This window comes from Kurthia sp. Dielmo (genome assembly GCF_000307285.2).
In the GTDB taxonomy this organism is placed as follows: domain Bacteria; phylum Bacillota; class Bacilli; order Bacillales_A; family Planococcaceae; genus Kurthia; species Kurthia populi.
In genome coordinates this window covers 486,533-505,241 of sequence record NZ_HE578957.1, presented here as the reverse complement: position 1 = coordinate 505,241, position 18,709 = coordinate 486,533, and the positions used below count along the sequence as shown (strand labels likewise).

At 38.8% G+C, this 18,709-nt stretch carries 15 protein-coding genes and 1 other annotated feature; of the genes, 14 read left to right on the top strand and 1 reads right to left on the bottom strand.

Translation table 11 applies throughout. The features are described from left to right. The 13 genes from ruvA to dtd form a co-directional block, all read left to right on the top strand. The coding region (ruvA, locus tag KTHG_RS07400) for a Holliday junction branch migration protein RuvA (protein ID WP_139992770.1) at positions 1 to 506 on the top strand (506 nt) is incomplete at its 5' end. Between the two features lie 16 nt (positions 507 to 522). After that, positions 523 to 1,527 (top strand): Holliday junction branch migration DNA helicase RuvB, encoded by a 1,005-nt coding sequence (gene ruvB / locus KTHG_RS07395; RefSeq protein WP_139992496.1) that lies wholly within the window; start codon positions 523 to 525, stop codon positions 1,525 to 1,527. A gap of 20 nt (positions 1,528 to 1,547) precedes the next feature. After that, complete coding sequence (queA, locus tag KTHG_RS07390) at positions 1,548 to 2,594, top strand: tRNA preQ1(34) S-adenosylmethionine ribosyltransferase-isomerase QueA (protein WP_126991092.1); 1,047 nt, start codon at positions 1,548 to 1,550, stop codon at positions 2,592 to 2,594. A 3-nt stretch (positions 2,595 to 2,597) separates the two neighbouring features. Then, entirely contained in the window at positions 2,598 to 3,743 is a 1,146-nt protein-coding gene (gene tgt, locus KTHG_RS07385; RefSeq protein WP_126991093.1) for a tRNA guanosine(34) transglycosylase Tgt, read from the top strand. 49 nt (positions 3,744 to 3,792) lie between these two features. Beyond that, positions 3,793 to 4,071, top strand: a complete 279-nt coding sequence (gene yajC / locus KTHG_RS07380) for a preprotein translocase subunit YajC (RefSeq protein ID WP_126991094.1) — start codon at positions 3,793 to 3,795, stop codon at positions 4,069 to 4,071. Between the two features lie 141 nt (positions 4,072 to 4,212). Beyond that, positions 4,213 to 4,446, top strand: coding sequence for a post-transcriptional regulator (locus tag KTHG_RS07375; RefSeq protein WP_126991095.1), 234 nt, complete (start codon positions 4,213 to 4,215; stop codon positions 4,444 to 4,446). A gap of 167 nt (positions 4,447 to 4,613) precedes the next feature. Next, positions 4,614 to 6,911: a protein translocase subunit SecDF gene (secDF, locus tag KTHG_RS07370; RefSeq protein WP_139992494.1), complete on the top strand. Its 2,298-nt coding sequence runs from the start codon at positions 4,614 to 4,616 to the stop codon at positions 6,909 to 6,911. A gap of 174 nt (positions 6,912 to 7,085) precedes the next feature. Beyond that, positions 7,086 to 8,864 carry a S8 family peptidase gene (locus KTHG_RS07365; protein WP_139992492.1) on the top strand — a complete coding sequence of 593 codons (1,779 nt, stop codon included), beginning with the start codon at positions 7,086 to 7,088 and terminating at the stop codon, positions 8,862 to 8,864. Positions 8,865 to 9,015: 151 nt separating this feature from the next. Continuing rightward, positions 9,016 to 9,735, top strand: a complete 720-nt coding sequence (locus KTHG_RS07360; protein ID WP_139992490.1) for a prepilin peptidase — start codon at positions 9,016 to 9,018, stop codon at positions 9,733 to 9,735. A 62-nt stretch (positions 9,736 to 9,797) separates the two neighbouring features. Continuing rightward, the gene (gene recJ / locus KTHG_RS07355) at positions 9,798 to 12,140 is read left to right on the top strand and encodes a single-stranded-DNA-specific exonuclease RecJ (protein WP_139992488.1); all 2,343 of its coding nucleotides are present in this window, start codon (positions 9,798 to 9,800) and stop codon (positions 12,138 to 12,140) included. Then, positions 12,140 to 12,658, top strand: coding sequence for an adenine phosphoribosyltransferase (locus KTHG_RS07350; protein ID WP_126991100.1), 519 nt, complete (start codon positions 12,140 to 12,142; stop codon positions 12,656 to 12,658). Before recJ ends, KTHG_RS07350 begins: the two co-directional genes overlap by 1 nt. Before the next feature lie 177 nt (positions 12,659 to 12,835). After that, positions 12,836 to 15,028: a RelA/SpoT family protein gene (locus KTHG_RS07345; RefSeq protein WP_126991101.1), complete on the top strand. Its 2,193-nt coding sequence runs from the start codon at positions 12,836 to 12,838 to the stop codon at positions 15,026 to 15,028. A gap of 15 nt (positions 15,029 to 15,043) precedes the next feature. Next, positions 15,044 to 15,490, top strand: a complete 447-nt coding sequence (gene dtd, locus KTHG_RS07340; RefSeq protein WP_139992486.1) for a D-aminoacyl-tRNA deacylase — start codon at positions 15,044 to 15,046, stop codon at positions 15,488 to 15,490. A gap of 84 nt (positions 15,491 to 15,574) precedes the next feature. On the opposite strand, the gene KTHG_RS07335 is transcribed toward dtd, so the two are convergent. After that, positions 15,575 to 16,951, bottom strand: a complete 1,377-nt coding sequence (locus tag KTHG_RS07335) for an N-acetylmuramoyl-L-alanine amidase family protein (RefSeq protein ID WP_139992484.1) — start codon at positions 16,949 to 16,951, stop codon at positions 15,575 to 15,577. Positions 16,952 to 17,116: 165 nt separating this feature from the next. Beyond that, positions 17,117 to 17,361 (top strand) — a binding site (T-box leader). Between the two features lie 82 nt (positions 17,362 to 17,443). Between KTHG_RS07335 and hisS the strand changes: the two genes are divergently transcribed. Next, positions 17,444 to 18,709: a histidine--tRNA ligase gene (hisS, locus tag KTHG_RS07330; protein WP_126991104.1), complete on the top strand. Its 1,266-nt coding sequence runs from the start codon at positions 17,444 to 17,446 to the stop codon at positions 18,707 to 18,709.

Here is an 18,709-nt window from a genome sequence, read left to right as displayed (position 1 = left end):
GCGAAGAGCTTGTACAAGTTTTTACGCATTTACAAGTGCGCGAAGATGCGCATGTATTATTTGGCTTCATATCACTTGAACAGCGTGAGTTATTCCGTAAATTAATCCAAGTATCGGGTATTGGTCCAAAAGGCGCGCTTGCGATTGTCGGAAGCGGCACGCCAAATGCGGTTGTGACAGCAATTGAGCAAGAAGATGAAAAATTCCTTGTGAAATTCCCGGGTGTCGGTAAGAAAACAGCACGTCAAATGATTTTAGATTTAAAAGGCAAGCTCGATCAATTCCTTGAAAATATTGACCTTAAAAGTGCTGAAGATGAATTGCCTTTATTCGGCGTTAATGCGTATCAACATGAATTAGACGAAGCCATGCTAGCACTTGCTGCATTAGGCTATTCAGAACGTGAGCTTGAAAAAGTAACGAAAATTTTAGCAGATGATGAAAATTTAACGACAACAGAAGCTTATATGAAACAAGCACTGAAATTATTATTAAAGCAACAATAAGAGAGGAGGACGTTCGATGGATGATCGCGTCGTAACAGGAAGCGCTACAAATTTTGATGAGTCATTTGAATTATCGTTACGTCCACAAAATTTACAACAATATATTGGACAACAAAAAGTAAAAAAGAATTTAAAAATCTTTATTGAAGCCGCAAAAATGCGCGAAGAGTCATTAGACCATGTATTATTATATGGCCCACCAGGACTTGGTAAAACGACATTAGCAGTCGTTATTGCCAATGAGATGGGGGTTAATATCCGCATGACAAGTGGCCCTGCTATTGAACGTCCAGGGGATTTAGCGGCCATTTTAAGTGACCTTGAGCCGGGTGATGTGTTATTTATTGATGAAATTCATCGCCTACCTCGTTCGATCGAAGAAGTACTCTATCCTGCAATGGAAGACTACTGTCTCGATATCGTTGTCGGAAAAGGGCCAACTGCTCGTTCTGTACGCCTAGATTTACCACCATTTACATTAGTTGGGGCAACTACAAGGTCCGGCGCGCTATCTGCTCCACTTCGAGACCGTTTTGGTGTATTATTACGGTTGGACTATTATGATGAGGAAGCATTAGCCGAAATTGTAAAACGTAGTTCATCTTTATTTGACGTGGCGATTGACGACCAAGCTTCTGTTGAATTAGCTCGTCGCTCACGTGGGACACCACGTATTGCCAATCGTCTATTAAAGCGTGTACGAGATTATGCGCAGGTCATTGGAGACGGGGCCATTACAATTGATTTATCCAAAACAGCATTAGAGCTCTTACAGGTCGATCCATTAGGGCTTGACCATATTGATCGTAAATTGATGGAGACGATGATTGAACGCTTCCGCGGAGGTCCTGTAGGGCTTGATACAATTGCGGCAAGTATCGGTGAAGAGTCAATGACGATCGAAGATGTATATGAGCCGTATTTAATGCAAATTGGGTTTATTCAACGTACACCACGCGGACGTATGGCAACAGCGCCAGCGTACGAGCATTTTGGCTATAGCTACCCATCTGAAACTTAAAGAAAAGAAGGAACAAACTGATGAAATTAGAAGATTTTGATTACTACCTACCAGAAGAATTAATCGCGCAAGTACCATTGGAAAATCGTGCAGCGAGTCGTTTAATGGTATTAAATAAAGAAACAGGCGAAGTGGAACATCACCATTTCCCACATATTGTCGACGAATTAGAAAAAGGCGATTGCCTTATTTTAAATGACACACGTGTATTACCAGCTCGTTTAATCGGTGAAAAGAAAGACACTGGTGCACATATCGAAGTATTATTAATTAAACAAACTGAAAACGATGAATGGGAAACACTTGTAAAACCAGCAAAACGTATTAAAGAAGGTACCGTTGTATCATTTGGTAATGGCTTACTAACTGCTACATGTACAAGTGAAATGGACCATGGTGGCCGTAAATTTAAATTTGACTATGAAGGAATTTTTATCGAAATTCTAGAAAAATTAGGTACAATGCCTCTTCCTCCATACATTCATGAGAAATTAGATGACCAAGAGCGCTATCAGACTGTATACTCTAAAGAGTTGGGTTCTGCGGCTGCACCAACAGCAGGTCTACATTTCACAGAAGAAATTCTAGATGCAATCCGTGCAAAGGGTGTAGAAGTTGCTTTCGTGACACTTCACGTTGGTATCGGTACATTCCGTCCTGTTAGTGTTGATAATATCGAAGAACATGATATGCACGCGGAATTTTACAATCTTCCAGAAGATACAGCGAAAATTATTAATGATACAAAAGCGAATGGTGGTCGTGTTATTACAGTTGGTACAACGTCAACACGTACACTTGAAACAGTCGCTCAAAATAATAATGGCGAAATTGTCGCTGAATCTGGTTGGTCAAAAATCTTTATTTACCCAGGTTTTGAATACAAAGCAATCGATGGTATGGTAACAAACTTCCACTTACCAAAATCTTCACTTGTGATGATGATTAGTGCATTATCAAGTCGTGAAAACGTCTTAAACGCATATAAAATCGCTGTAGAAAACAAATATCGCTTCTTCAGCTTTGGTGATGCAATGTTTATTCGCCCACAAAAGAAAGGAAATTAATACATGTCTCAACAACCAATTCGTTATGAACTGATTAAAAAATGTAAACAAACAGGCGCACGCTTAGGTATCGTGCATACGCCACACGGCTCATTTGAAACGCCTGCTTTTATGCCAGTAGGTACACAAGCAACAGTTAAAACAATGGCGCCAGAAGAAATTAAAGCAATGGGTGCCAATATAATCCTGTCAAATACGTATCATTTATGGTTACGCCCAGGTCACGAGCTAATTAAAGAAGCGGGTGGCTTACACAAATTTATGAACTGGGACGGTGCTATCTTAACAGATTCAGGTGGTTTCCAAGTATTCTCGCTATCTGATATGCGTAAAATCACAGAAGAAGGCGTGCATTTCCGTAACCACTTAAATGGTTCGAAAATGTTCTTAAGTCCTGAAAAAGCAATGGAAATTCAAAATGCATTAGGCTCAGACATTATGATGGCCTTTGATGAATGTCCACCATTCCCAGCAACATTTGAATATATGAAAGCGTCTGTTGAGCGTACAACACGCTGGGCAGAACGCTGTCTAAAAGCGCATGCACGTCCAGATGAACAAGGTTTATTTGGTATTATTCAAGGTGGCGAATTCGAAGAGCTACGTAAACAATCAGCACGTGATTTAGTAGCAATGGACTTCCCAGGCTATGCAATCGGTGGGTTATCTGTAGGGGAACCAAAACCAATCATGAACCGTATGCTTGAATATACAACACCATTAATGCCCGAAAACAAACCGCGTTATTTAATGGGTGTTGGTTCACCAGACTCATTAATCGATGGTTCAATCCGCGGTATCGATATGTTTGACTGTGTACTACCAACACGTATTGCACGTAATGGTACATGTATGACAAGCCAAGGTCGTGTCGTTGTGAAAAATGCGAAATTTGCAAAAGACTTTACACCAATCGATCCTGAGTGCGATTGCTACACATGTAAAAACTACACAAAAGCATACATTCGTCACTTAATTAAAGCCGATGAAACATTTGGTATTCGTTTAACATCAACACATAACTTACATTTCTTGCAAAACTTAATGCGTCAAGTGCGTGAAGCAATCCGTGAAGACCGTCTAGGCGATTTCCGTGAAGAGTTCTTCGAAAAATATGGCTTCAACAAACCGAATGCAAAAAACTTCTAAGTCTTGTATAATTATTTCTTGTATAGATAGAAAGGGGGACTAGATAGAAATGGATTTAATGGGTTTATTACCAATGATCGTAATCATTGCATTAATGTACTTTATGTTAATTCGTCCGAGCCAAAAGCAACGTAAGAAACAACAAGAAATGCAAAATGCTTTATCACGTGGTAACAAAGTTGTCACAATTGGTGGCTTACACGGTACAGTTGAAGCAATTGACGATTCAACAGTTGTTTTATCAATTGAAGACGGTTCAAAAGTACGCTTTGAGCGCGCTGCGATTCAACGTGTGTTAGAAGGCGAAGGCGTATCATTAACAAAATAATAATGACGTTATAAGTCAAAAAGGATGTCCAAACGGGCGTCCTTTTCTTTTTTTGGCGAAATATTCCTACGTGAAGTGAGCGAGAGTTTCGAGTTCTTGGTATAATAACAATAGTATTCAAGTAAGAGGAGGTTGTTCAGCATGGTCGCATTTAATGAATTGTACCAACAAGTCGCGTTCGTCCTATCGATGAAATGCGAAGATTTTGCATTACAAGGGACACATCTTACACCAGAAGAGCTGTGGGAATTTTGCTTGAAGTATTTATGGCAGCATGAAAAACCAGAACAGCTTCATATCCATAGCTTAATTGCAGATTTATTTTCCTTATCGATGCAAGATTATTGGCGCCTGCATAGCGCGGAATCATCATAATTTTTTGACGTCATTTGACACAAACGCCAAGCTGTTTCATAATAAGGCTGTTATGTAGAAAATGGCAAAAGAGCATAGGTATATGTTCTTAATGCTTTATAAGAATAATATTTTCATGTTGTTATTTTTATAACATATTGTGGCATTCGTTTGAGGAGGATTTTTGAATGAAATTAAGAAGCCGAATCGCGGCCTTTTTATTGATTGTGATCGCTTTATTCGCAACAATGGGCACGACGATTAACGGAGTCTTAAAAGACATCAACTTAGGTCTTGACCTACAGGGTGGCTTTGAGGTTCTGTATGAAGTACAACCGCTAAAAGATGGCGGTAAAGTAACGGAAGAGGATGTAAAGGCAACAGCAGATGCGATTTCTAGACGTGTCAACGTATTAGGTGTATCTGAGCCAAGCATTCAAATTGAAGGGAAAAATCGTATTCGCGTACAGCTTGCCGGTGTTAAAAACCAAGACCAAGCGCGGGAAGTGCTATCAAGTCAAGCGAACTTAACGTTCCGTGACTTCGATGATAAGCTATTACTTAACGGTAATGACTTAGTACAAGGTGGCGCAAAAGCGGCTTTCAATCAAGAGAATAAACCGATTGTTACCTTGAAATTAAAAGACGCACAAAAATTTGCAGATATTACAGCCGATATTTCAAGTAGACCTAGTTCAACGGATCCTACAGTCCCTGATGAGCGTATGATGGTTATTTGGTTGGATTACCAAAAAGGTGACTCCTACGTAAAAGAAGCACAAAAAGCAGAGCCCGCATATGCCTCTGCTGCTGTAGTTAATAAAGTTTTAAATACTACAGATGTTGAAATTTCAGGTAACTTCACTGTACAAGAAACAAAAGATTTAGCAGGTATTTTAAATGCCGGTGCACTTCCAGCGAAATTAGTTGAAATGTATTCAACTTCTGTTGGTGCACAATTTGGTGATGACGCATTAAAAGCCACAGTATTTGCGAGTATCATCGGTGTTGCTGCTATCTTTATCTTTATGTTAGTTGTTTACCGTTTACCTGGTTTAATCGCAGTCATTACATTAGCAATCTTCACGTACATCGTATTATGGGTATTTGAAATGATTAATGCCGTGCTGACGTTACCAGGTATCGCCGCGTTAGTATTAGGGATTGGGATGGCCGTCGATGCGAATATCCTCATGTATGAACGTATTAAAGAGGAATTGCGTGTCGGGAAGTCTGTTAAAGCAGCTTTCAAATCAGGTTCTAAATCATCGTTCACAGCAATCTTTGATGCCAATATCACGACATTACTTGCTGCCGCTGTATTATTCTACTTCGGTACAAGTAGCGTAAAAGGTTTCGCAACAACATTAATTATTAGTATTGTCGTAACCTTTATTACAGCAATTGCAGGTACACGTATATTACTCGGCTTACTTGTTCAATCAGGTTATTTAGATAATAAACCTTGGTTATTTGGTGTAAACAAGAAAAAAGTACACAAGCTATCAGAAGGTATTGATACACTTGATTTAAAAACACACTTTGACCGCTTTGACTTTGTGCATAATCGTAAGAAATTCTTTGCGCTTTCAGCAGTGTTAATTTTAGCTGGTATGATCGTGCTAGGTATTTTTAAATTAAACTTAGGTATCGACTTTACAGCTGGTTCTCGTGTAGAAGTTCAAACGACACAAACGTTAAATTCGGAAGAAGTTCAAAAAGTAGTTGAAAAAGAAGGTTTAACACCAAAAGATATTTCAATCGCAGGTGATAAATCAGAAACAGCTGTACTACGTTTTGTAGAGGATTTCTCAAAAGACGAAGTGAAACAATTCCGTGATCATATGAAAGCACAATACGGTGATGATACGGAAGTTGTCATTTCAACTGTATCGCCAACAATTGGTGCAGAGCTTGTTTCAAATGCGATTAAAGCATTAGTCTACGCTGCAATTGGTATTATTATTTATGTTGCGGTTCGTTTCGAATGGCGCATGGGTGTCGGTACGATTATTTCATTACTACATGACGTATTCTTTATGATTGCGATCTTTAGTTTATTCCGTATCGAAGTTGACATTACCTTTATCGCTGCAGTCTTAACGATTGTCGGTTACTCGATAAATGATACGATTGTTACATTTGACCGTATTCGAGAAAATCTTCACCGCGTTGGTGTTATTAAAAATGCAGAAGATTTAGCGCATATTGTCAATAAATCATTACGTCAAACATTAACACGTTCTGTGAATACCGTCGTAACGGTGTTAGTTGTTGTTATTGCCCTAATGATTTTCGGTGCAACATCAATTCAAACATTCTCACTTGCATTATTAATCGGTTTAGTTACCGGTGTTTACTCATCAATTTATATCGCAGCTCAAATTTGGTATGTGCTTAAAGTACGCCAAATGAAAAAGCAAGGCGGCAAACTTGACGTTAGTAAAAAAGAAAGCAAATGGGGTTCAGATGAGCCAATGGTTTAAGGATTCATTAAAAAGCACTCTAGCATATAGCTAGGGTGCTTTTTTTACTAGAAATGTAATTGAAATGACATATGAAAGTAACGTAGAATATGACGCTCTATGATACAATATGAACAATTCAGATGTAATAAATGGATGTGTTGGCCAATTTTCAGTGAGTAGGAGAGAAGAAAGATGAATTGGAAAAAATGGTGTTTAACAATTGGAGCTTCCGCTTGGTTAGCAGTAGCTGCACCACAATTTGCCCATGCAGCAGAGCATGAGGATGTTTTTATTATTTATAAAAATGATGCCGGTAAACAAGCAATTGAGGAGAATGCAACGGCTATTGTAAAAGATTTCGAAGCCTTTAAAACAATCGAAGGAACATTTAGTGATGACGCACTGCGCATATTAAAATCGGATGCGAATATTCAAGTAATCGAAAAAAATGCAACTACATACGAAACTTCTGCTCGCTATACAACGGCTGATTTATTATCGATTACCAATTTATCATGGAGTTCGAAAATGACGGGGATAACACGCCCTTGGACATTAGGTTTAACCGGCAATGGTGTAAAAGTGGGAGTCATTGATACAGGTGTTGCTAAGGTCTCAGGTATGGATCATGTGACACGTTTATCCTTTGTACAAGACAATCCAGCGACTTCAGTAGACGAGAGTACAGTTTATGACACAGAAAACCATGGTACGGGAGTAGCTGGTATCATTACAGCGAATTCTGTAAAAGATGGTACGAATACAGTTGTGGGACTGGCACCTAATGCCGATGTTTATAGTCTAAAGGTTTTCGAAGGAGACAACGCTGAAATGTCGACAATTTTATCGGCAGTAGAATGGAGTATTGAAAACAATCTTACTGTGCTAAATATGTCGCTCGGCTCTGCAGAACCCGATGCTATTTTAGAGCGTGCTATTAAAGCAGCAAATGCAGCAGGTGTCACCATTATTGCTGCTAGCGGCAATGAAAGTTCGTTATCTGCATTGGCACCGGTTGATTATCCTGCAGCCTATTCAGGTGTGATTGGTGTCGGAGCGGTAGATCAACAAAAAGTGCGCTCGTATTTTTCAAATGTAGGTGATACCGTTGATTTTGTAGCGCCAGGAGAGTCTCTTCGATTGCTATCAAAATCCGGCGGTATAAGAGTGGATTCAGGTACGTCATTTGCCGCACCTCATATTACAGCAATGATTACTTTATTAAAGGAAAAATACCCAACAGCAACTACAGCACAGCTTCAGGCTTTATTAAAAAAATATAGTGAAGATTTAGGTGTGTCAGGACGTGATGATTTATATGGTAACGGCTTACCGAATTTGGCTGCGTTTGTGACAGATGAAAAATTACCAACAGTTGAAAATGAACCGATAACACCTTCACCAGGCGACTCAGATGGCTCTGGTTTACCAATCGATACAGATGATGAAGCGATTGAAACGAAGAGTGATGCACAGCAGTTTATTAGTAATAATCAATATAAAATTACAACGTGGCTTTCAGCAATTCAAGAAGGTAGAAAAATCGGTCTACGTACAAAATTCACACCATTGTATTCACTTTATAGTGACTTAGCATCTCCCGAAAAGAAATTAGTGAAGGCTTACAATAAAAAAATTAAAACGATTGTAACGTCTGCTACGACAAAATCGACAAAAATCAGTGCGACAAATTTAACAAAAATGGCGTCTGCGAAAACGACACAGATTCGCTTTACAACGCCGATTAAGTCTTCTACGCTCACAGAGAATCGTGTTGTCATTTACCGCGCTGGCAAAGAGGTATCGGGTTTTAAATTAACGAAGGCTTCAAGTGGAAAGGCTATTCGTTTAACGACAACCAAAACATTAGCAAAAGGGAATTATGTGATTATGATTGATCCTACTAAATTAAAAACAAAAACATCAAAAGCAATTACTACACCATTTGCGATTAAATTTACGGTGAAATAAATAATAGGACGTGTATTTGAATGATTATTTTCAAATGCACGTTTTTTTTAATGGGTTTTTAAATAATAACTTCTTTTTTGTCATTATTGTAAAAAAATAAATTCGCTAAAATAAAGGATGCCACGTACACTGTCAAAAAGGAGCTGATTAGATGCCCGTATTACTTTTTATAATTACTGCCTGTTTTGCGTCGTTTTGTCATGTGGTAGGCTATCGTTTGCCGAAAAAGCAATCTTTTATTGTTGGACGTTCTTGCTGTGAACAGTGTCACATCGTCTTAAACCCATTAGAATTGATTCCGATTTTATCTTATATTTTATTACGAGGGCGCTGTCGCCATTGCCAAAAATTGATTCCGTTATTATCACCATTTCTTGAAGTACTTAGTGGCTTTTTAGTTGTCATATTATATAGTGTTTATGGTCTATCGAATGCTTTTTTTCTAGGCTTTGTTCTTGTTTTATTATTTGTCACAATTTCAGTGAGTGACATGTACTATCAACTAATTCCCAATCGTATTTTATTGTTTTTTGGGAGTGTTATTTTTATCATTTGCTCATTTGAACCTGAGCTATTATTCATGCGAATAGTCGGAAGTGCAAGCATTTTTTTATTTTTAGCATTATTTGCATGGCTATCACATGGTGGAATCGGTGGTGGCGATGTGAAATTATATGCAATTATTGGTGCAGTACTTGGCTTACCTTTAGCGTTCGTATCGTTATTTTTAGCGACATTATGTGGATTTGTGTGGTTTTTCGTAGGTCGAGCATCTACAACGAGAGAAATTCCTTTTGCGCCCTCGATTGCTATTGCAACAATGGTTACCTATTTTTACGGAGAAGCGTTTTTAAACTGGTATACTCATTAAGCTTTTTTATGTGCCAAACGAATGTTTGTCGTTATAATGAAAGATAGTGAGGAAGTGAGCATATGGGAACTATGGAGAAAAAATGGCGTATTCATACGCCCGATGAGCAAGCAGTAGAAGCCGTTGCACAGGGGACGGGTTTATCTGCACTTGCAGCGAAAATTTTAGTGACACGCGGGTATACAACTGCAGATGAGGCACTTGATTTCTTGCGTACAGATGAGGAAGTTATTCATGATCCGTATTTATTGCATGATTTAGAGGGAGCGGTTGCGCGGATTCAACGTGCCATTGAGCAACAGGAAAATATTGTGGTCTATGGAGATTATGATGCGGATGGTATTACAAGCTCAACGGTTATGAAGACAGCGCTACAACAGCTTGGTGCCATTGTAGAGCATGTTATTCCAAATCGCTTTGAGCACGGCTATGGACCTAATGAAGCGCTATTCCGTGAAATTGCAGAAGCAGGCGCCAACTTATTGATTACAGTCGATAATGGCATTGCAGGCAATGGTCCAATTGATGTTATCAAGTCACTTGGTGTAGATGTAATTGTTACAGATCACCATGAGCCAGGAAAAGAATTACCGAATGCAGACTTTATTATTCACCCACGTCACCCAGAGGGGAATTATCCATTTGGTGAGTTGGCCGGTGTTGGGGTGGCGTTTAAAGTAGCTCAAGCACTATTAGGTCGCGTACCTGAGGAATTAATAGATGTCGTTGCGATTGGGACAGTAGCTGATTTAGTTCCGTTAGTAGATGAAAATCGTTATTTCGTTATCAAAGGATTAGAACGTATGCGTCATCATGCGCGACCGGCAATCCAAGCATTAGCAACTGTTGCGGGGATAGAGTTAAGTGATATTGATGAGCAAACGATCGGCTTTGGCTTTGGTCCTCGTTTAAATGCACTAGGACGCTTAGGAGATGCCGCACCTGGTGTTGACTTCTTAATGATGGAGCAACAAACAGAGGCCATGCATATGGCGAATTATTTAAATGAACGTAATAAAGAGCGTCAAGATTTAGTTGCAGCCATTACAGAGGAAGCTATTGATATGGTTGAAACTATTCCGGGAGTAGGAAATTCTCGTGTGTTAGTCGTTGCAGGTGAGGGGTGGAATGCGGGTGTTGTCGGAATAGTCGCATCACGTCTGGTAGAAAAATACTATCGTCCAACAATCGTCCTGGCGACAGATAGCGAAAAAGGCATTGCAAAAGGCTCGGCACGTAGTATTGAAGGCTTTAATATGTATGTGGAACTTGATAAAAATCGTGATATTTTACCGGCATTTGGTGGACACCCAATGGCCGCAGGTATGACGTTACAACAAGCGGATGTGGATGAGCTACGCAGTCGTCTACATACACAAGCACTTGATTGTTTAAGTGAGGAAGATTTAGTGCCGGTATTAAATATTGATATTCCACTCGATGTGGAAGAAATTGATTTAGACGCACTGGATGATTTGAAAAAACTAGCGCCATTTGGTGTGGAGTTTGAAAAACCTTTGTACGGCTTACGAGATCTATCCATTAAAACGATGCGTAAAATTGGTGCCAATGAAGACCATATTAAAATGGAAATCGGGAAAAATGGCCATTATTTAGATGCTGTTGGTTTTCATAAAGGGTATTTAGCCGATGAACTGACACCAGGCATCGATATTTCATTTGCTGGAGATATTCAAATTAATGAGTGGAATGGTCGTCGTAAACCACAATTCATGCTACAAGACGTGCATACCGATGCTTGGCAGCTTTTTGATATTCGTGGCGGACATAAAATTTCACAATGGTTAGCGAAAATTGATGCAGACCAAACAACATTTTTAGCATTTCGTAAAGATACAATTGCGCATTATACGAGTGTTATTCCACGGGAAATTAAATATTATGACGAAGAAGATACTGCAGAAGCATACGAGAAATTTATTGTTTTACTCGACTTGCCACAGAATGTTCAACAATTAGAACACGTTATTTCGTTGGAAAAATTGGAAAGAATTTATGCGCATTTCTACGTATCAGACCCACATTTATTCGATGGAATGCCGACACGTGAACAATTTGTCTGGTACTACGCATTTTTACGAAAACGTCGCGAATTCCATTTACACCAAAATTTGAATACATTAGCGAAGCATAAAGGTTGGAGTCGAGCAATGCTAATTTTCATGACACAGGTGTTTTTTGAACTTGAATTTGTTACAATAGAGAATGGACTTGCTAAAATTGTAGATAACCCACCAAAGCGAGACTTAACATCTGCTGCTATTTACAAAGAGCGCACGCAGCAACTCGCGTTAGAAAAGACGCTGTTGTATGCACCATATAAAGATTTAAGACAGTGGTTTGATGAACGAATACATCAAACAGTTTCTGAGGAGGAACAATAATGGATTTAAAACAATACGTATCGATCGTACAAGATTGGCCTAAAGAAGGCATTTCTTTCAAAGATATCACAACAATTATGGACAATGGTAAAGCATACCGATATGCTACTGACCAAATTGTGGAATATGCTAAAAAAGTAGGCGCAGAGCTTATCGTCGGACCTGAAGCGCGTGGCTTCATTACAGGATGTCCTGTAGCATACGCATTAGAAATCGGATTTGCTCCGGTACGTAAACCTGGTAAATTACCTCGTGAAGTCATCTCAGCTGATTACGGCTTAGAATACGGTAAAGACACATTAACAATGCACAAAGATGCTATCAAACCAGGCCAAAAAGTATTAATCGTTGATGATTTACTTGCTACTGGTGGTACAGTTGCTGCAACGATTCAATTAATCGAAGAATTAGGCGGCGAAGTAGTCGGCTGTGCATTCTTAATTGAATTAGAAGAATTACACGGTCGCGATAAAATTGAAGGCTATGATATCTTCACATTAATGCAATACCCATACTAATCATTGAGTGATGAATGAAGCACAAAAGCTGCGCATTGGCGTAGCTTTTGTGTTTTTCTTCAATTAAAAGTTTATTTTACGAACAAATCAATAGTAGTAGCTTTACAAAGGTAGGCATTGTTTTATAAAATGGAACTTATATCTAATCGGAAAAATTATGAATAGGGTGGGCTTAACATGGCGAAGGATCAAGTAATGACATCAGAAGAAGTGTTTGACATACTTTCTTCTTATATGAATGAGGAACACGTCGAGTTTGTGCGACGCGCATATGAGCTAGCAAGAGAGGCGCATAAGGAGCAGTTCCGTAGTTCGGGAGAGCCGTATATTGTGCATCCTGTACAAGTAGCAGGTATTTTGGCAGATTTACAAATGGATCCAGAAACGGTTTCTGCGGGCTTTTTACACGATGTTGTAGAAGACACAGAAGTGACACGTGAAGATTTAGTAGCGCAATTTGGTGAAGAAGTAGCCATGTTAGTTGATGGCGTCACAAAATTAGGGAAAATCAAATATAAATCGAAAAAAGAACAACAAGCAGAAAACCATCGTAAAATGTTTGTTGCGATGGCCCAAGATATTCGTGTTATTTTAATTAAATTAGCAGACCGCTTACATAATATGCGTACGCTAAAACATTTGCCTGTAGAAAAACAACGTCGAATTTCAAAAGAAACACTTGAAATTTTTGCGCCATTAGCACATCGTTTAGGGATTTCAGCAATCAAATGGGAACTCGAAGATACGGCATTACGTTATTTAAACCCACAACAATATTATCGTATTGTTAATTTAATGAAACGTAAGCGTACAGAACGTGAAGCTTATTTGAAAAATGTGATGGACGAAATTCATGGCCAATTGGATGATGTTGAAATTCATGCAGACCTATCGGGACGTCCAAAGCATATTTATAGTATTTATAAAAAAATGCAGTCTCAGCATAAACAATTTAATGAAATCTATGACTTATTAGCGATTCGCGTACTTGTAGATAGCATTAAAGATTGTTATGCCGTATTAGGGATTGTCCATACATTATGGAAACCAATGCCAGGACGTTTTAAAGATTATATTGCCATGCCAAAACAAAATTTATATCAATCGTTACATACGACGGTTATTGGACCTTACGGGGACCCTTTAGAAGTACAAATTCGTACAAAAGATATGCATAATATTGCAGAGTACGGTGTTGCGGCGCATTGGGCGTATAAAGAAGGTAAAAACGCAGCTACTGAAAAATCTGATATTGATAGCAAATTAACGTGGTTCCGTGAGATTTTAGAATTCCAAAATGTATCCAATGATGCTGAGGAATTTATGGAATCATTAAAATTCGATTTATTCTCAGATATGGTTTACGTCTTTTCACCAAAAGGCGACGTACTTGAGCTTCCCGCAGGCTCTGTACCAATTGACTTTGCCTATCGTGTGCACTCTGAGATTGGGAACCGTACCATTGGTGCAAAAGTGAATGGCAAAATGGTGCCGCTTGATACACCACTGCATACAGGCGATATTGTTGAAGTGATTACATCAAAACAATCATTTGGCCCAAGCCGTGATTGGCTGAGCCTAGCACAATCTTCACAAGCAAAACATAAAATTAAGCAATTCTTTAAAAAGCAAGCACGTGAAGATAATGTGAATAAAGGGCGCGAAATGATTGAAAAAGAGATTGAAGAACAAGGCTTTAATCGTGATGAAGTATTAACTACGGAAAACTTCAAGCGTGCTTGTGAAAAATTTAATTACCAATCTGCCGATGATTTAATTGCTGCAGTTGGTTTTAATGGCATGACTGCTTTACAAGTGGTTAATCGATTAGCAGAAAAAATTCGTAAAGAACGTGATTCACAAGAAGCGCTTCAAAAAATCACGAAGGAAATGAATAAACCTGAAGATACAAAACCAACAGAAACCGGTGTTGTTGTTAGAGGGTTAGAAAATCTATTAATTCGTTTATCACGTTGTTGTCGCCCGGTTCCTGGCGATGATATCGTAGGCTTTATTACAAAAGGGCGTGGGGTATCGGTTCACCGTGCAGATTGTCCAAACGTACAAGCTGCATCTGAAAAAGAACGATTAATTGATGTTGAATGGGAATTTGCTGACAATAATACTAAATTATATGCCGTTGATATTGAAGTGACTGGTTTTGATCGTCCGGCTTTAATTACAGATGTTATGCAAGTTGTAAATGAAACAAAAACGCAAATTAGTGCAGTAAATGGCCGTGCAGATCGTGATAAAATTGCGACGGTTCATTTAACATTACAAATTCGTGATATTCAACATTTATATAAAGTGGTAGATCGTATTAAACAAATTCCAGATATATATTCTGTACAACGTGTCAACAACTAAGGGGAGTTAGAACAAGTGAGAGTCGTATTACAACGTAGTCGAGAGGCTTCGGTTACCGTAGAAGGAAAAATTACAGGTCAAATCAACAAAGGGTATGTATTACTTGTAGGTATTACACATGACGATACAAAATCAGATGCCGATTATTTAGCAGCCAAAATTGCTAAAACACGTATTTGGGAAGATGCCGAAGGAAAAATGAATTTGTCAATTGCTCAACATGGCGGTGCGATTTTATCTATTTCGCAGTTTACGCTTTACGCTGATACAAAAAAAGGGAACCGTCCTAGTTTTACCGGTGCATCGCGTCCAGAACACGCCGAACCGCTATGGGAGTACTTTAATGAAGCACTTCGTAAAGAAGGCTTAGAAGTCCAAACGGGTATCTTTGGCGCGATGATGGATGTCGAGCTCATAAATGATGGCCCTGTGACGATTATTTTTGATTCACCTACGAAATAATAAACAAAAAGGAGTTGCCTAAATGGTAACTCCTTTTTGTTTACATAAAAAAACACGCTCATACTTGAGCGTGTTTTACGATGATTAATCGCGACCGTAATATTCGATAATACCGTTTGTGATACCTTCTGCTACAACAGCACGATACGCATCTGTATTGATGCGAGATAGTTCGCTAGGGTTTGACACAAATCCTAGTTCTACTAGTGTTGCGAATACTGAATTTTCACGTAGTACCATAACATTTTGATATTTTAAACCACGGTCTTTCATTGTTGGGTATTCTTCTTTAATTGCTTCAGCCATATTTTTATGAATGGTATTAGCAAATTCTTTTGAAGTTGATTGATAATACAATGTTTCAATACCTGCGGCTGATGATGCTGCAGCTGAATTATAGTGTAAGCTAATGAAAGCATTTGCACCTTTTTTAGCTGCTAATTTTGCGCGTAAGCCAAGGTCTGTTGTCTTGTTAGAAGAAAGAGCGCCTGTGCCTTCGCGTGTCATATAAACTGTACCGCCAACAGATTCGATTTGTGCTTTTAATGCTTTAGCTGATGCTAATGTAAGTGTTGATTCACTAACATATTTACCAGATAAATCTTTACCGCCTGCACCAGGATCACCACCGCCGTGACCAGCGTCAACAACGACTTTGATACCAGCTAATGAACCGTTTACTGGTTTTGAAACTTGGTCCGGTTTTTCAGTTGTTACAGTTGTGTCAGATGTTTTTAAAGAAATCCAACCTTTTTGTGAATCGCTATATTGGATTTCAGCCCAATTTGAATCCGAAACGCGTAAAATGCGTGCTGAGTAATTTGTAGAAACTGTACCTAATTTTGGAGCCACTGTTGAAGGTAGGCTACGTACATTCATGTCATCATGAACAAGTACATATTTAATTTGAGATGGAGCGCTCGCAGTGAAGGAAATATTCGTTGTTGATTTGAAACCATAGCGCTCATCTGCATTAATCCAACCTGTTTTACTACCGTAAGTTACTTGAATCCAACCATTTTTAGCTGTTTTTTTGATTGTTACTTTAGCACCGTAAGGAATTGTAACGCCAACTTTTTTACTTGAAACCGTATAAGAAGCACGCATGTTTAAACCTGTTGGTTCAGTTACATAATAATACGTTTTCTTAGCAGGAGTAGTAGCGGTAACCGTTTTAACTGCTTTTAAGTATTTCGCGTTTACCCAGCCTGTTTTTGAAGCTGTGTATTTTACTTGCCACCAATTTCCTTTAGTTTTTACTTTTGTTACAATTGCGCCTTTTTTAAGTGTTTTAACCTTTGAATATTTCACACCTGGGCCAATTCGTACGTTTAACGAGTCCGTTGTTTTATATGTGGTCGTTGCCGCATGCGAAGTGCCAGGTTTAGAAATCATGACCGTTGAAATGACAAGCATTGCAGCAATCATAAATAGCATGATTTTTGATAATTTTTTATTCATGATCGTCCTCCCTTTCTTATATAGTATAAAATTTTCCCATCAAAAAGCTAGTATATTTCAAAAATGTTACAACTTTGACATGAACGAAATATCATGTAACATTTCAGAAAAAGTTGACATCTCCCTTATTTCTTATTATGATATGAAGTAATCTGACATTATTAACAAATACCTATGACCGAGCAAGTAGCTAATTTCAAGACATTTTCCAGAGAGAGAAAATCATGGCTGAAAGTTTTCTTATGATGTGAATTAGTGAATAACACTCGTGAGGTTTTTCTTCGAAACGCAGCAGGCTTATTAGGGGAAAACGGAATCGGCCGTTATCCGATTAGAGAGGGTTATTACAAAGTAATGACCAACTAGGGTGGAACCGCGGAAGCTGAATTTAATGAGCTGTCGTCCCTTGCATTTATTGCAAGGGACGGCGGCCTTTTTTATTTTCCGTCCCTTCTCGACACGTAATTCAGTATTTTTGAAAGGAGCATACACATGACGTTTAAAGTACCAAGAGGAACACAGGATATCCTACCAGAGCAATCAGCAAAATGGCAAAAAGTAGAGGAAACTATTCGTCATCTATGCCACACATATCGCTATGAAGAAATTCGTACACCGATGTTTGAATCAACTGAATTATTCCAACGCGGTGTGGGGGATACAACTGACATCGTACAAAAAGAAATGTACACATTTACAGACCGTGGTAATCGTTCATTAACATTACGTCCTGAAGGTACAGCTGGAGCAGTACGTGCTTACGTAGAACATAAACTATATGGTTTACCAGACCAACCAGTGAAACTTTCATATATTGGACCAATGTTCCGTTATGAACGCCAACAAGCAGGTCGCTATCGTCAATTTGTACAATTTGGTGTTGAAGCAATCGGCAGTAAAGATCCAGCAATTGATGCAGAAGTTATCTCACTTGCAATGAATGTATATCGCACAGTTGGCTTAACAGATTTAAAATTAGTGATTAATTCACTAGGCGATAAGGAGGTTCGTGAAGCGCATCGTACCGCGCTGATTAACCACTTTGAACCACATATTCACGAATTTTGTTCAGATTGTCAAAATCGTTTAGAAAAAAATCCATTACGCATTTTAGACTGTAAAGTAGACCGTGAAAATCCATTGATGGAAACGGCACCTTCTTTAACAGATTTCTTAAATGAAGAATCTGCAACATACTTCGAAAAAGTAAAACATTATTTAGATTTACTAGGTATCGAATATGAAGTAGATCCAAACCTTGTACGTGGTCTTGACTACTACAATCACACAGCATTTGAAATCATGAGCACATCTAAAGGATTTGGTTCGATTACAACGCTTTGTGGTGGTGGTCGTTACCATGGTTTAGTGCAAGAAGTCGGTGGTCCAGACATGGCCGGTATCGGTTTTGCGATGAGTATCGAACGTTTATTACTTGCATTAGAAGCAGAAGGTAAAGAATTAGAAACAGATAGTGCGCTAGAAGTATTCATTGTATCGATGGATGACGCCGCTAAAGAAAAAGCAGTAGAGCTTGCAAGCACCTTCCGTGCAAAAGGCATCGCTACTGAAATTGACTACGCGAGTCGTAAAATGAAAGCGCAAATGAAAGCCGCAGACCGTCAAGGTGCAAAATGGGTTCTTGTGTTAGGTGAACAAGAGCTTGCTGACAACGCTGCAGCTGTGAAGAATATGGAAACTGGTACACAAGAAAAAGTGCCATTCCATGATTTAGTGAACTACTTACAAACACATTAA